A 13707-nucleotide genomic window follows, 5' to 3' on the forward strand; every position below is an offset into this window, starting at 1 on the left:
TTCCCGTGTTTGCCTTGGGAGGCTTTGGATATTACTGCGCCGGACCGTCGTTGTAGCCGACCTTGTCGACCAGTTCGGAGGCCTTCTTGCGGTTGGCCGCGATGTCGATGAGCGGCAGCGTGTCGGCCTTTAGCGTGCCGAAGGACTTGACGACCTCCGATGGCTCGGCACCCGGCAGGACCGGATATTCGTAGACCTGCTCGGCGTAAATCTGCTGCGCGGTGCCGGCCGACAGGAATTCCATGAGCTTCAGGGCGTTGTCCTTGTTCGGGGCATTCTTGGCCATGGCCATGCCCGAGACGTTGACATGCGAGCCGCGGTCGTTGGCATTCGGGAAGAGAACCTTGATCGCGGCGGCCCATTCCTTCTGTTCCGGCTCCTTCTCGTTGGTCATCATCAGGCCGACATAGTAGGAATTGCCGAGGGCCAGATCGCATTCGCCGGCGAGGATGGCCTTGGCCTGGTCGCGATCGCCGCCGTCCGGCTTGCGGGCGAGATTGTTCTTCAGGCCGGTCAGCCACTTCTCGGCCTCGGCTTCGCCGTGATGGGCGATCATCGAGGCGATCAGGCCGATATTATAGGAGTGCTGGCCGTCGCGCGTGCAAATCTTGCCCTTCCATTTCGGGTCTGCAAGCTCCTCATAGGTGATCTCGTTCTGCGCGACGCGCTCCTTGGAGGCATAGACGACGCGCGAGCGCGTGGTCAGGCCGAACCAGCTGCCGTCGGGATCGCGATACTGGGCAGGGATGTCCTTGTTGATGACGTCGCTGGTGACCGGCTGCGTCACGCCGCCGTCCTTGGCTTCGGTCAGGCGCGAGATGTCGACCGTCAGGATAACGTCGGCCGGCGAGTTGGCGCCTTCGGCCTGGATGCGCTCCACGAGACCCTTGTCGAGGAAGAGCACGTTCGTGGCGATGCCGGTTTCCTTGGTGAATTCGTCGAGCAGCGGCTTGATCAGGTCCGGCTGACGATAGGAATAGATGTTGACTTCACCGTCTGCGAAAGCGGGCGCGGCGAAGGCCAGACCGGCGGTCGAGAGGGCAAGGGCGGCGAGAGACGTCTTAAGCGGTCGCATCGGGTCCTCCTGGTGCAATTTATTCTTTACTGCCAAAGTCGTCTTTATCGGCTTGCCCCTTCCAGTCAACCATACGATCATCGGCATAACATGAATGTGATTTTCCGCTTTTTGGAATTGTTCTAAATGGCGATCTGCCCTATATGTGGTGGAACCTGAGAAACCGGATTCGGAGTTCCCGATGCGTCTGACGAAACAAACCAACTATGCGGTGCGCATGTTGATGTACTGCGCGGCGAATAGTGGAAAGCTCAGCCGCATTCCGGAGATCGCCCGCGCCTATGGCGTCTCGGAGCTGTTTCTGTTCAAGATCCTCCAGCCGCTGACCCGTGCCGGCATCATCGAGACGGTGCGTGGCCGCAATGGTGGTGTGCGCCTGCCCAAGCCGGCAAGCGAAATTACGCTGTTCGACGTGGTGCGCGTCACCGAGGATTCTTTCGCCATGGCTGAATGTTTCGAGGCTGGCGAAGTTGAGTGCCCGCTGGTCGATAGCTGTGGGCTCAGTTCCGCGCTGCGCAAGGCGCTCAACGCGTTCTTCGAAGTGCTTCAGCAATATACGATTGACGATCTCGTCAAGGCGCGACCGCAGATCGGTCTGCTGCTCGGCCTGGAAACCCCACCGCTGGCCCATCAGCCGGCGGCCTGAACGCCGGCGCTTTGTCCGGGGTCAGATACCGGCCCCGGCGTCCCGTTTCACATATTCCTGCAGAATGAATTCGATGGCCGTCGGATCGAGCTCGGCCTTGTCGATGCGGAAATCGACGCCATAGTCATCGATCTTTTGGAAATAGGCATCGCTGATCGACGAGGAGATGACGCCGACCGGTCCGATGTAACCGTTGCGGCGCAGTTCCGGCACAGTCTCCCGGAAATCCGCCTGCGGCTGCAATCGATTGTCCATCAGGATCATGTCCAGCGGCGCACCTGCAGCGCGAATGAAATCTAGCGCCCCATCCACCGTCTCCACATAATGCAGCGTGATCGCATAGCTTGCGACCTTTCGCATCAGTGCGCGGAGAATGACGTTTTCCGCGGGATCGTCATCGACGAGCAGGATATGCACGGGTGCTGTCATGGCGGTAGGTGAACCTGATTGCATTGATTTCGTGGCCTGGATCGGCGGCTACTCTCATCCAGCCTGTGAGTATTAACAAGTCCCTAACTCTACTATCCGTAGAGCGGAATCCGGTTTTGTAACGTTACTGTATGATCTGTTCGCGGATTGCCTTTGCCACCATCTGCGTGCGGTTCACCACATCGAGCTTTTTCAGGATCGTCGCCGTGTGTGAGTTCACCGTATGCTCGGAGACCGACACGATAAGGGCGATCTCGCTTGCGGTCTTGCCGTAGGAAATCCAGCGCAGGATTTCCGTCTCGCGCGGCGTCAGGCCCATGCCCGCCTTGTTGGCGAGCACCTGGCGGTGGAAGTAGTCGAAGGCGCAGCCGGCCTCGTAGCAAATCTCGTAGTGTTCCCGGCGATCGATATCGTCGCCGTCACCGAGGAAGAGCACGGCAAAACGCGTGCCGTTCACCGAATGAACGGGAATGGACAGCGCCATGTCGAAGCCGATCTGGTCAAGGAAGTCGGAGCCGTCGCGCGCGCCGTTCTCGAAATGATCGGTGCTGCGCCAGACTGTCGAGATGGTTGATCTGTAGAAGCTCTTGAACAGTGTGGAGTCGTTAAGGCGGTAGCGCTTGTCGTAGGTCTCCGCCAATCCTGCCGGCAGATCGTGCAGCATCAGGCGCGTGGCGAGCTGGCTCGTCTCGTGCTCGTTGATGAGCTGCAGCACCCCGAAATGCTCGAAGCCGTAGCGCAACGCCATGGTGTGAAATATGCGAAAGAAGTCGACGCGATTGAGAGCCTTCTCAAGATCGCCTTCGAAATCGTATCGCCTGTAATGTCTGTTCAACACGGGCACGTGGTCTCCACCCCCAGAATCCACGAATGGAATCTAGCGCCGCAATCTCTGGCGGCAAAGGGGTTTGCCGGACAATTTCGCGAAGGGGAGCATTTTTTGCGGCCGGTTTTTGGTCAAGCCAATGAAAACAAAGGCTGAAAACGAAAGCGAGGCTGCCCCTTTCTTTTTTCTTTACCCCGCCGCCACGGAGGAAAGCAGAAAAGGACAGCCCCTCTTGCCTCGTTGTCCCGTTATGACACGCCCTCTGCTTCGCCGCTATCAGGGGTGGTGGGGATTGACCAGGGGTTGGTGCTGATTCGTTCCGCTTTTAAAGCGGTTTCGAATGCTGTGGAGAATAAAGTTCTGCCGTTTTTTCCGAATGGACAAATTTGTTTGCGGACTTATTGCAATCCTGCGGCAAATGTCGTTCCATCCGCGCAAGCCGGGGCTGGAAATGCACCCGAGCTCGCAAACAAGAGAACAAAAAAGCAAACCTGGGAAGCTCAACTATGAAAAAGCTGACTACTCTCCTCGCGGCGACGGCAGTTGCCTCGCTGATGGCGACGGCCGCTTGGTCGAAGACCTTCGTTTATTGCTCGGAAGCGTCGCCGGAAGGCTTTGACCCCGGCCTCTACACGGGCGGTCAGACCTTCGACGCCGCAGCACACACGGTTTACAACCGTCTGGTGGAATTCAAGCGCGGCACGACCGAACTGGAGCCGGCGCTCGCTGAAAAGTGGGACATCTCCGCCGACGGCAAGGAATACACCTTCCACCTGCGCAAGGGCGTGAAGTTCCAGACGACGGACTATTTCACCCCGTCGCGTGAGCTGAATGCCGACGACGTGATCTTCTCCTTCGAGCGCCAGTACAAGGCCGACAATCCGTGGAACAAGTACGTTCCGGGCGCCTCCTGGGAATACTTTGCCGGCATGGGCCTGCCTGACGTTATCGACAAGATCGAAAAGGTCGACGACCTGACGGTCAAGATTACGCTGAAGCGTCCGGAAGCGCCGCTGCTTGCCAACCTCGGCATGCCTTTCATCTCGATCGTTTCGAAGGAATATGCCGACAAGCTGCAGGCTGAAGGCAAGATGGAGCTGATGAACCAGCAGCCGCTGGGCACCGGTCCGTTCACCTTCGTCGCCTACCAGCCGGATGCCGCCATCCGCTACAAGGCCAACCCCGACTATTGGGGTGAAAAGCAGAAGATCGACGATCTCGTCTTCGCGATCACGACCGACGCTGCCGTTCGCGCGCAGAAGCTGAAGGCTGGCGAGTGCCACCTGATGTCCTACCCGAACGCCGCCGACGTCGCCGAGCTGAAGGCTGATCCGAACCTGCATGTTTCCGAGCAGGCCGGCCTGAACGTCGCCTATCTCGCCTACAACACGCTGGTTCCGCCGTTCGACAAGGTTGAAGTCCGCAAGGCCCTCAACATGGCCGTTAACCGCCAGGCCATCGTCGATGCCGTCTTCCAGGGTGCTGCAACGGTTGCCAAGAACCCGATCCCGCCGACCATGTGGTCGTACAATGATGCCGTCGTGGACGATAAGTACGATCCGGATGCGGCCAAGAAGATGCTCGAAGAAGCCGGCGTCAAGGATCTCAAGATGAAGATCTGGGCGATGCCGGTTGCCCGTCCGTACATGCTGAACGCCCGCCGTGCAGCGGAACTGATGCAGGCCGACCTCGCCAAGATCGGCGTTACCGCCGAAATCGTCTCCTACGAATGGGCCGAATACCTGAAGCTCTCGTCTGCCAAGGACCGCGACGGTGCGGCCATCCTCGGCTGGACCGGCGACAACGGTGACCCGGACAACTTCCTTGATACCCTGCTCGGCTGCGACGCCGTGGGCGGCAACAACCGTGCACAGTGGTGCAACAAGGAATTCGACGACCTGATGACGAAGGCGAAGGAAACCTCCGACGTCGCAGAACGCACCAAGCTCTATGAAGAGGCCCAGGTTATCTTCAAGCGCGAAGCGCCCTGGAACACTCTCGACCATTCTCTCGCCGTCGTTCCGATGAGCAAGAAGGTTTCGGGCTTCGTCCAGTCGCCGCTTGGTGACTTCGTCTTCGACGGCGTGGACATTGCCGAGTAATATCGGTTAATACGACGACCGCACGCCGCCAAGAGCGTGCTATGGCCGGCGGTCCGAAGACATTCGGGCCGCCGGTTTTTCAAAAATAAGAAGGGATTGGCTCCCATGTTGCGCTTCATCTTCGGACGGCTCGCCGTCTTGATACCTACCTTCATCGGGGTATCACTGATTGCGTTCTCCTTCATTCGACTTCTGCCGGGCGATCCGGTCATGTTGATGTCGGGCGAACGCGTCATGGCACCGGAACGACACACCGAGCTCATGCACCAGCTCGGCCTCGATCGGCCCATCTATGTCCAGTATTTCGATTACCTCGGCGGTCTCGTCACGGGCGACTTCGGTTCGTCGATCGTGACCAAGCGGCCGGTGCTGGACGACTTCCTGCAGCTCTTCCCGGCGACGCTGGAACTGGCGCTTTGCGCGATCATCGTCGCGGTTCTGCTCGGCATTCCCGCCGGCGTGCTCGCCGCGGTGAAACGGGGGACCTGGCTCGACCAGTCGATCATGGGTGCTGCCCTTGTCGGCTATTCGATGCCGATTTTCTGGTGGGGCTTGCTGCTCATCATCTTCTTCTCCGGCTATCTCGGCTGGACGCCGGTCTCGGGACGCATCTCGCTGATGTATTTCTTCCCGCAGGTCACCGGCTTCATGCTGATCGACAGCCTGATCTCCGGACAGGCTGGCGCCTTCAAGTCGGCGTTGACCTACCTGATCCTGCCGACCATCGTGCTGGCGACGATCCCGCTTGCGGTCATCGCGCGACAGACGCGCTCGGCCATGCTCGAAGTCCTAGGTGAGGATTATGTCCGCACCGCCCGCGCCAAGGGGCTTTCGCCCTTCCGGGTCGTCGGCGTCCATGCGTTGCGCAATGCGATGATCCCCGTCATCACCACGATCGGCCTTCAGGTCGGCGTGCTGCTCGCGGGCGCGATCCTCACCGAGACGATCTTCTCCTGGCCGGGCATCGGCAAGTGGATGGTCGACAGCGTCTTCAAGCGCGACTATGCCGTGGTGCAGGGTGGCCTGATGCTGATCGCCGCCGTCATCATGATCGTCAACCTCGTGGTCGACCTGCTTTACGGCTGGATCAACCCGCGCATCCGGCACTAGGAGACGGTCCATGAGCACTGTTCAAACCACGGCCGAAACCAAGACGGGTGGCACGCCGCCCTCGGGCCTTTCCGAATTCTGGTTCTATTTCTCGCGCAACAAGGGCGCCGTCATCGGCCTCTTCGTGTTCCTGATCATTCTGTTCGTCGCGATCTTCGCGCCCTTGGTGGCGCCGCACAATCCGAGTGCCCAGAACCGCGAACTCCTCCTCATGCCGACCATCTTCCAGGAAGGCGGCAGCTGGGGGCACATTCTCGGTACCGACGCCGTCGGCCGCGACATCCTCTCGCGCCTCATCTACGGCGCGCGCTTCTCGCTCTTCATCGGTCTCGTCGTCGTGACTCTGTCGGTGGTCTCGGGCGTGCTGATCGGTCTGGTCGCCGGCTATTTCCGCGGCAAGGTCGATACCTTCATCATGCGCATCATGGATATCATCCTGGCGTTCCCCTCGCTGCTGCTGGCGCTTGTGTTGGTGGCCGTGCTGGGGCCAGGCCTGGTCAATGCCATGATCGCCATCTCGCTCGTCAACCAGCCGCATTTCGTGCGCCTGACGCGTGCGGCCGTGATGACGGAGAAGTCCAAGGACTATGTCGTCGGCTCAAAGGTCGCAGGCGCAGGCACGCTGCGCCTGATGTTCCTGACGATCCTGCCGAATTGCCTGGCGCCGCTGATCGTTCAGGCGACGCTCGCCTTCTCGGCGGCAATCCTCGATGCGGCGGCTCTCGGCTTCCTCGGCATGGGCGCCCAGCCGCCGACGCCGGAATGGGGCACGATGCTGGCCGAAGCGCGTGAATTCATCCAGCGCGCCTGGTGGGTCGTGACCTTCCCCGGCCTTGCCATCCTCATCACCGTGCTGGCCATCAACCTGATGGGTGACGGCCTGCGCGACGCCCTCGATCCCAAGCTGAAGAGGTCGTGATGTCGCTTCTCGAAATCAAAAACCTCACCGTCGAATTCCAGACGGCTTCCGGCCCCTTCCGGGCGGTGGATGGTGTGTCGCTCAAGGTCGACGAGGGCGAGGTTCTCGCCATCGTCGGCGAATCCGGTTCCGGCAAGTCCGTATCCATGCTTGCCGCCATGGGCCTCCTGCCCTGGACGGCGAAGGTGACGGCCGATGTGCTGACATTCAATGGCCGCGACATGCAGGCCATGTCCGATGCCGATCGCCGCAAGATCATCGGCAAGGACATCGCCATGATCTTCCAGGAGCCGATCGCCAGCCTCAATCCGTGCTTCACGGTCGGCTTCCAGATCGAGGAAGTGCTGCGCATCCACACGGATCTCGGTCGCAAGGCGCGGCGCGACCGGGCGATCGAACTCTTCCAGTCCGTCGGTATTCCTAACCCGGAAGAGCGCCTCGGCCATTTCCCGCACCAGATGTCGGGTGGCCAGTGCCAGCGCGTGATGATCGCGACCGCGCTCGCCTGCAACCCGAAGCTTCTGATCGCCGACGAGCCGACCACCGCGCTCGACGTGACGATCCAGAAGCAGATCCTGGACCTTCTCATGAAGCTCCAGGACGAGCACGGCATGGGCCTCATCATCATCACCCACGACATGGGCGTGGTGGCCGAGACCGCCGATCGCGTGATCGTGCAGTACAAGGGCCGGCAGATCGAGCAGGCGGACGTACTCTCCCTCTTCGCCGAACCCAAGAGCGTCTATACCAAGGCGCTGCTTGCCGCCCTGCCGGAAAACGCCACCGGCGGCCGTCTGCCGACGATCACTGAAAAGCTGACCGACGCCGAGATTTTTGCGGGAGCGATGCGATGACCCCGGTTCTCGAAGCAAAGAACCTCAAGCGCGACTACCATATTCCCGGTAGTTTCCTGAAACCCTCCAAGACCGTCCACGCCGTCAAGGGCGTGAGTTTCAAGGTTGAGCAGGGCAAGACGCTCGCCATCGTCGGTGAATCCGGCTGCGGCAAGTCCACGCTCGCCCGCATGGTCACGATGATCGACCCGATCACCGAAGGCGACATGCTGATCGACGGTCGCAAGGTCGACATCGCCAGCGAGCCGCTGACCGCCGAGATGCGCAGCAAGGTGCAGATCGTCTTCCAGAACCCCTATGGTTCGCTGAACCCGCGCAAGAAGATTGGCGATATCCTGACGGAACCGCTGGTCATCAACACGAAGGTGCCGGCGGACGAAAGGCGCGACCGCGCCATGGCCATGCTCAAAAAGGTGGGCCTGGAAGAGAAGCATTACGGGCGCTACCCGCACATGTTCTCCGGCGGCCAGCGCCAGCGCGTCGCGATCGCTCGCGCGCTGATGCTCAATCCGCGTCTTCTGGTGCTCGACGAGCCGGTTTCTGCACTCGACCTTTCGGTGCAGGCCCAGGTGCTGAACCTGCTCGCCGACCTGCAGGACGAGTTCCACCTGACCTATGTCTTCATCAGCCACGATCTCTCGGTCGTGCGCCACATCGCCGATGATGTGATGGTGATGTATTTCGGTGAGGCCGTGGAATATGGCAGCCGCGATCAGGTCTTCGACGACCCGCAGCACAGCTACACCAAGACCCTCTTTGCCGCGACGCCGCGCGTCGATGTGGACGCCATTCGCGCCCGCGTCGAACGCCGCAAGCGCGTCGCCTGAGGTTTGACGCGATGACGAACGCACGCGCGATCGTCGTCATGGGCGTTTCCGGTTGCGGCAAGACCTCGGTCGCCGAGGGCCTTGCCGCAACCCTTCCCGCCGCCTTCATCGAGGGTGACAGCCTGCATCCCGCCGAGAATGTCGAGAAAATGTCGAAGGGCATCCCGCTCGACGACGCGGACCGCTGGCCCTGGCTCGACATCATCGGTCGCGCCCTGTCCGATGCGCTTGCGCAGGATAAGAGCATCGTTATTTCCTGTTCGGCCCTGAAAAAGGTCTATCGCGATCATTTGCGCGCCGCCGCCGGCGGCAAGCTTTCTTTTGTGTTTCTCAAAGGCAGCCGCGAGCTGCTGCTCGGCCGCATGACTGCCCGGCGCGGCCACTTCATGCCGGCAAGCCTGCTCGACAGCCAGCTCGCGACGCTGGAGGATCCTTCGGATGAGCCTGGTGTGGTGACAGTCGATATCGATGCACCCATCGCGCAGATCGTCAATGCGGCACTTGACGGACTTGCTGCTACCAGGTGATCGGCGTCCGATTTTGCGCGTGACCACTGGCGCCTTGCCGTTCCTCCCCCTATAGACGATGGGCCTGTCGGCGATCGTCCGCAGGTTTCCCGAGAGATTTTCGACCTGACAGGAACGACACATGGACATCAAACGTTTTGAAACCGGCCCCCGCATGAGCGGTGCCGTCGTGCACAATGGCACCGTATATCTGGCCGGTCAGGTCGGTCAGGCCGGATCCGACGTTACCGAGCAGACCAAGCAGGCGCTCGCGGAAGTCGACCGTCTGCTGGCGCTGGCCGGCACGGACAAGACGCGTATTCTCTCCGCCCAGATCTGGCTCGCCGACATGGTGGATTTCCCGAAGATGAATGCTGTCTGGGACGCCTGGGTGCCGCAGGGCCACACGCCCGCCCGCGCCACCGGTGAATCCAAGCTGGCGACGCCGGATTACTTGGTTGAAGTCATCGTCGTTGCCGCGCTTTAAGCGCAGGCAAACGGCCGAAATGAAAAGGCCCGCTTGCGCGGGCCTTTTTGCGTCATGCGGACTTTGCGAGCCGCGCCTGTTCGTCGAAGAACAGCGCTTGACTGATCAGCGCCTTCACCATGTCGGGGTTGAACGGCTTGGTAACGAGGAAGGCCGGTTCCGGCTTCTCGCCGGTCAGCAGTCGCTCGGGGAAGGCAGTGATGAAGATCACCGGGATCGTGCTGTTCTTCAGGATATCGTTGACCGCATCGATACCCGAGGACCCATCGGCAAGCTGAATATCGGCGAGCACCATACGCGGCGCCGTGCGATGATAAAGTTCGACTGCCTCCGCATGGGTGCGCGCGATGCCGGTCACATTGTGGCCAAGGCCCTTGACCATGTCCTCGATGTCCATCGCGATTAGCGGCTCGTCCTCGATAATCATGATATCGGTCGCGACCTGGCTGGAAATGTCGCGCGAGGCTTCATCCAGCAATTCGGCGAAACGCTCCTCCGAAACGTCGAGAATGTCGGCAGCCTCGGCCATATCGAAACCTTCGACGGCGACCAGAAGGAAAGCCTTGCGCTCGGCCGGCGGCAGATTGGCGAGATTGGCTGCCGCCTGGCGCTCCCAGCCGAACGGCGAGGTGTTTTCCGGCAGCGTCACATCGAGGTTTTCGAAGAGCGTGCAATAGAGCCGGTAGAGCGCGATCCGGTCGGTGCGATCCCGAGGATAAATCGAAATGTCGGCGACAAGCGCCTCGAGCATGGCGGCCACATACGCGTCACCGGACGTCTGGGATCCCGTGACGGCACGGGAAAAACGCCGGAGATAGGCGAGATGCGGTGCGATACGGGTGGAAAGTGACATGAAGTTCTCCCTGAATATGTTCCGCATCGGAACCGTTTCCGCTAAAGTTCATTGTGCGGAAACCTATTGGTAGCATGCTAAGTCTGACTTGCTATTGGGAATCTTGGGCAAAAGGAAGATAGCGGGCGGCACGCAACGGAAACAAGACCATGATCGAGCCCAACAAAGACAAGAGACGTGGCGGCGGCAACACGCCCGCCAAGGCTGCCTTCGACCCGAATGGACCGGTCGGCCGTAAGCTGAAATCCTTTTACGACGTCATCGAAACCGAGCCTGTTCCCAATCGATTGCTCGATCTTTTGGAAAAGCTCGACGAGGCCGAACGGAAAGCCAACGGCGGTTCCTGAAAGCATCTTTCTTCCCTGTTCAAGACACGACGAAACGGGCCGCTAGGCCCGTTTCGTGTTTTCGTGCGATGCCGATTAGCGGCAACGAGCTTCGTAGCGGTGGCCACGGCGGTCGCGATAGACGCAGTAGCCGTCGCGGTCCGAGCGGGCGATGAGGTAACCCGCAGCCCCGCCGATCGCGGCACCCGCCAATGCGCCGCCGGCACGCCCGGTCACGGCGCCGCCTATGATGGCGCCCGACGCCGCGCCGATCGCGGTGCCGCGTTCGGTCTGGCTGCACGCAGTAAGCGTCACCGTGGATGCAACGAGGGTTAGCGCGATGATGGTGTTTTTCATGGTTCCGGCTCCTGGATGGCTCTTTTGATCAGATACGTCCCATAAGGACGAGAATGAGAAGGATGACGACGATCAGGCCCAGCCCGCCCGACGGGCCATAACCCCAGCCGCGGCTGTATCCCCAGTTCGGCAGCGCGCCGATAAGGAGAAGAATAAGAATGATGAGGAGAATGGTGCCGAGCATCTGCGCTTCCTTTCACGTCCGCTTCGCAATCGAGCGATGGCCCGACAACGGGCCAGCATCCGATTTGTTCCCGAAATTGTGACAGGCGCGTCATTTGCCGCTGGCGGAACCTTTTCGCGCTCCGCTCCATTTCCCGACCATCTTATGCATGCGCAAACCTGTGGCCAGGGCCCCGTAACTAGGGAGAGTGAAATGGAACACATCGCCGCATTCATGCTTCTCATCGGCTGCAACGCCGGTAGCCTTTCCTGTGAAGAGCTTCCCGCACCACAGGTCGCCTTTGAATCCATGGAAGAGTGCATGAGCGCTTTGCCGGTTGCACTTGGTGGTGCCGGTGCCAAGGGGCGCATCGTACATGGCCGCTGTGCAGCCATCGATCCAGCCTGGGTCGAAGAGGACATCGAAATTAGCTGGCGCATGAGCCGCGAAAAGGGCCTGGAAATCGATATCCGCGAGGTCGCGCCGCCGGCAGACGGCATGCTCGTCGCCGAAAACGCGCATCCGGCAGAGCTTGCCGCGCGGCTGCACTGACAATCCGGGAACCTTTCGGCACCTGTCGGATTTCCCTTATCGTCAACGCCAAGCTTTCAACGAACAGAAAGGACAGCGACATGAATTGGGACATCATCGAAGGCAAGTGGAACGAATACAGGGGCAAGGCCCAGGCTCAGTGGGGCAAGCTCACCGATGACGATCTCGACGTGATCAACGGTCGCCGGGTTGAGCTCTCGGGCAAGATTCAGCAGCGTTACGGCCTCGCCAAGGAGGAGGCCGAGCGGCAGATCGACGATTGGGAGCGCCGCCACTAGGCAGGTCGCTGACCGCATTGGTCTCCGTTCATTCCGCCGCGGCCGAAAGGCCGCGGCGGTATCGTTTTATGAAGAAGAAAAAGCGGTGACGATGTCTTTGTTTACAGCACGCGCATCGGAACCTTTTTCACAGCCGGCCGTTTCTGATGCGATATAAAGAAGGAGTTCCAAAATGCTCTACTATGCTGTTGTCTTCCTCGTCATTGCTCTCGTCGCCGGCCTGCTCGGCTTCGGTGGCATCGCTGGCGCCTCCGCCGGCATCGCGCAGATTCTGTTCTTCGTCTTCCTGGCGCTTCTGGTCCTGTCGCTCGTCGCAGGCCTGTTCCGCCGGGCGCGATAAGAACGGTTTCATCCTTTGAAGAAGGGCGGTGTCTCAAGGCGCCGCCCTTTTGCGATGCGCCGCGTAGTCTTGCGGGAGACATAGGCATTGGTTAATCAACCGTTGACTAGCCGAATCCCTGGAGCCCTCCCGATGAAATCCCTCGAACTCCTCGTCGAACGCATCATCCTGTCGAGCCGATGGATCCTCGTGGTCTTTTATCTCGGCCTCGTCGCTGCGCTCGCCGTCTACGCCGTGTCCTTCCTCTACAAGTTCATCAAGGTCGCCAAGAACGTCCTGATCTATGACGATGCCCAGATGATCCTCGCCATGCTTGGCCTGATCGACGCCGCGCTGGTCGCCAGCCTCATCCTCATGGTCATGATCGCCGGCTACGAGAATTTCGTCAGCCGCTTCGACGAGGCGGAGAAGGATGTCTCTTTCCTCGGCAAGCTCGATTCCGGCAGTCTGAAGATCAAGGTCGCTTCGTCCATCGTCGCGATCTCGTCGATCCACCTGCTGCAGGTCTTCCTCAATGTGCAGCAATATACCGACGGCCGCCTGATGTGGCTGACGCTGATGCACCTCGCCTTCGTCGTCTCGGCTGTGCTGCTCGGTTTCCTCGAGCAGATCATGGGCAAGCTCAAAGGTTGATCCATCGTGAAAGCGAAGAGGGGAGGGCGCCGCGGAGATTCGCCGGCGCCCTTTTTGTTTAAACCGGAGTCAAGCGAAAGATCGCCGGTGTCCCCGACATTCTCGTTATGCACCGGGCCGTTTTACGGTTTTTTCGGAAGAGGGGAGGGGGTGCGGTACGCATGTACCGCATGGCGGACGTTTCATGCGATGATTTCCCGGTGGAAAGGGTTGTTTTGGCTGGTCGCGCCTCGGGAAAATGGAAATGCAGATTTATTTTCAATAACTTACAACTTTTCTGCATTTTTATGAAATCGTCTGTTGACGGCCTGAAAGTGTGGGCCTATAACCCGGCCATCGAACGAGAGCGGCGGCGCTTCTGGCGGCCGACGAACTCGCTCTAAGGTTTCCTGATGGAGCTGGTGAGAATAGGGCCTGATTTGGT

General features: G+C 60.1%; 21 protein-coding genes. 15 read left to right on the forward strand and 6 right to left on the reverse strand.

Annotated elements, in window-relative coordinates; genetic code table 11:
- Positions 1-31: 31 nt before the first annotated feature.
- Positions 32-1075 (reverse strand): Fe(3+) ABC transporter substrate-binding protein, encoded by a 1044-nt coding sequence (locus D0Y60_RS07545; protein WP_117368310.1) that lies wholly within the window; start codon positions 1073-1075, stop codon positions 32-34.
- Between the two features lie 181 nt (positions 1076-1256).
- Between D0Y60_RS07545 and rirA the strand changes: the two genes are divergently transcribed.
- Positions 1257-1721 (forward strand): iron-responsive transcriptional regulator RirA, encoded by a 465-nt coding sequence (gene rirA / locus D0Y60_RS07550; RefSeq protein ID WP_117368312.1) that lies wholly within the window; start codon positions 1257-1259, stop codon positions 1719-1721.
- Between the two features lie 21 nt (positions 1722-1742).
- On the opposite strand, the gene D0Y60_RS07555 is transcribed toward rirA, so the two are convergent.
- Both D0Y60_RS07555 and D0Y60_RS07560 read right to left on the reverse strand, forming a co-directional pair.
- Positions 1743-2150 carry a response regulator gene (locus tag D0Y60_RS07555; RefSeq protein ID WP_117368314.1) on the reverse strand — a complete coding sequence of 136 codons (408 nt, stop codon included), beginning with the start codon at positions 2148-2150 and terminating at the stop codon, positions 1743-1745.
- 124 nt (positions 2151-2274) lie between these two features.
- Positions 2275-2898, reverse strand: a complete 624-nt coding sequence (locus D0Y60_RS07560) for a LuxR C-terminal-related transcriptional regulator (protein ID WP_147324504.1) — start codon at positions 2896-2898, stop codon at positions 2275-2277.
- Here D0Y60_RS07560 and D0Y60_RS24590 point away from each other — a divergent pair.
- From D0Y60_RS24590 to D0Y60_RS07595, 8 genes are all read left to right on the forward strand, one after another.
- Entirely contained in the window at positions 2872-3132 is a 261-nt protein-coding gene (locus D0Y60_RS24590) for a hypothetical protein (protein ID WP_147324505.1), read from the forward strand. The genes D0Y60_RS07560 and D0Y60_RS24590 overlap by 27 nt on opposite strands.
- Before the next feature lie 350 nt (positions 3133-3482).
- The gene (locus D0Y60_RS07565) at positions 3483-5078 is read left to right on the forward strand and encodes an ABC transporter substrate-binding protein (protein WP_117368318.1); all 1596 of its coding nucleotides are present in this window, start codon (positions 3483-3485) and stop codon (positions 5076-5078) included.
- Between the two features lie 105 nt (positions 5079-5183).
- Positions 5184-6188 carry an ABC transporter permease subunit gene (locus tag D0Y60_RS07570; protein ID WP_117368320.1) on the forward strand — a complete coding sequence of 335 codons (1005 nt, stop codon included), beginning with the start codon at positions 5184-5186 and terminating at the stop codon, positions 6186-6188.
- A gap of 10 nt (positions 6189-6198) precedes the next feature.
- Entirely contained in the window at positions 6199-7107 is a 909-nt protein-coding gene (locus D0Y60_RS07575) for an ABC transporter permease subunit (RefSeq protein WP_117368322.1), read from the forward strand.
- Positions 7107-7961 (forward strand): ABC transporter ATP-binding protein, encoded by an 855-nt coding sequence (locus D0Y60_RS07580; RefSeq protein WP_117368325.1) that lies wholly within the window; start codon positions 7107-7109, stop codon positions 7959-7961. The genes D0Y60_RS07575 and D0Y60_RS07580 overlap by 1 nt, the downstream gene beginning before the upstream one ends.
- The gene (locus tag D0Y60_RS07585) at positions 7958-8788 is read left to right on the forward strand and encodes a dipeptide ABC transporter ATP-binding protein (protein WP_117368327.1); all 831 of its coding nucleotides are present in this window, start codon (positions 7958-7960) and stop codon (positions 8786-8788) included. The genes D0Y60_RS07580 and D0Y60_RS07585 overlap by 4 nt, the downstream gene beginning before the upstream one ends.
- An 11-nt stretch (positions 8789-8799) precedes the next feature.
- Positions 8800-9315, forward strand: a complete 516-nt coding sequence (locus D0Y60_RS07590; protein ID WP_117368330.1) for a gluconokinase — start codon at positions 8800-8802, stop codon at positions 9313-9315.
- A gap of 121 nt (positions 9316-9436) precedes the next feature.
- Complete coding sequence (locus D0Y60_RS07595) at positions 9437-9781, forward strand: RidA family protein (RefSeq protein ID WP_117368332.1); 345 nt, start codon at positions 9437-9439, stop codon at positions 9779-9781.
- A 52-nt stretch (positions 9782-9833) separates the two neighbouring features.
- Here the strand turns inward: D0Y60_RS07595 and D0Y60_RS07600 are convergent, their stop codons facing one another.
- A complete protein-coding gene (locus D0Y60_RS07600) occupies positions 9834-10634 on the reverse strand; it encodes a response regulator (RefSeq protein WP_117368334.1) in 801 nt (266 codons plus the stop codon).
- Positions 10635-10783: 149 nt separating this feature from the next.
- Here D0Y60_RS07600 and D0Y60_RS07605 point away from each other — a divergent pair, with 149 nt between their 5' ends.
- Positions 10784-10981 carry a NepR family anti-sigma factor gene (locus D0Y60_RS07605; protein WP_158565420.1) on the forward strand — a complete coding sequence of 66 codons (198 nt, stop codon included), beginning with the start codon at positions 10784-10786 and terminating at the stop codon, positions 10979-10981.
- Between the two features lie 75 nt (positions 10982-11056).
- Here D0Y60_RS07605 and D0Y60_RS07610 read toward each other — a convergent pair whose 3' ends face one another.
- Both D0Y60_RS07610 and D0Y60_RS07615 read right to left on the reverse strand, forming a co-directional pair.
- Positions 11057-11317 (reverse strand): glycine zipper domain-containing protein, encoded by a 261-nt coding sequence (locus D0Y60_RS07610; protein ID WP_117368336.1) that lies wholly within the window; start codon positions 11315-11317, stop codon positions 11057-11059.
- 28 nt (positions 11318-11345) lie between these two features.
- Complete coding sequence (locus D0Y60_RS07615; protein ID WP_117368338.1) at positions 11346-11501, reverse strand: DUF3309 family protein; 156 nt, start codon at positions 11499-11501, stop codon at positions 11346-11348.
- 192 nt (positions 11502-11693) lie between these two features.
- Between D0Y60_RS07615 and D0Y60_RS07620 the strand changes: the two genes are divergently transcribed.
- From D0Y60_RS07620 to D0Y60_RS24595, 5 genes are all read left to right on the forward strand, one after another.
- Positions 11694-12032 (forward strand): hypothetical protein, encoded by a 339-nt coding sequence (locus D0Y60_RS07620; protein WP_117368340.1) that lies wholly within the window; start codon positions 11694-11696, stop codon positions 12030-12032.
- An 80-nt stretch (positions 12033-12112) separates the two neighbouring features.
- Positions 12113-12310 carry a CsbD family protein gene (locus D0Y60_RS07625; RefSeq protein WP_117368342.1) on the forward strand — a complete coding sequence of 66 codons (198 nt, stop codon included), beginning with the start codon at positions 12113-12115 and terminating at the stop codon, positions 12308-12310.
- Positions 12311-12482: 172 nt separating this feature from the next.
- Entirely contained in the window at positions 12483-12650 is a 168-nt protein-coding gene (locus D0Y60_RS07630) for a DUF1328 domain-containing protein (RefSeq protein ID WP_117368344.1), read from the forward strand.
- A gap of 132 nt (positions 12651-12782) precedes the next feature.
- Complete coding sequence (locus D0Y60_RS07635; protein WP_117368346.1) at positions 12783-13283, forward strand: TIGR00645 family protein; 501 nt, start codon at positions 12783-12785, stop codon at positions 13281-13283.
- Positions 13284-13444: 161 nt separating this feature from the next.
- Complete coding sequence (locus D0Y60_RS24595; protein ID WP_147324506.1) at positions 13445-13666, forward strand: hypothetical protein; 222 nt, start codon at positions 13445-13447, stop codon at positions 13664-13666.
- Positions 13667-13707 lie beyond the last annotated feature (41 nt).

Source organism: Shinella sp. WSJ-2, assembly GCF_003432075.1.
Taxonomy (GTDB): Bacteria; Pseudomonadota; Alphaproteobacteria; order Rhizobiales; family Rhizobiaceae; genus Shinella.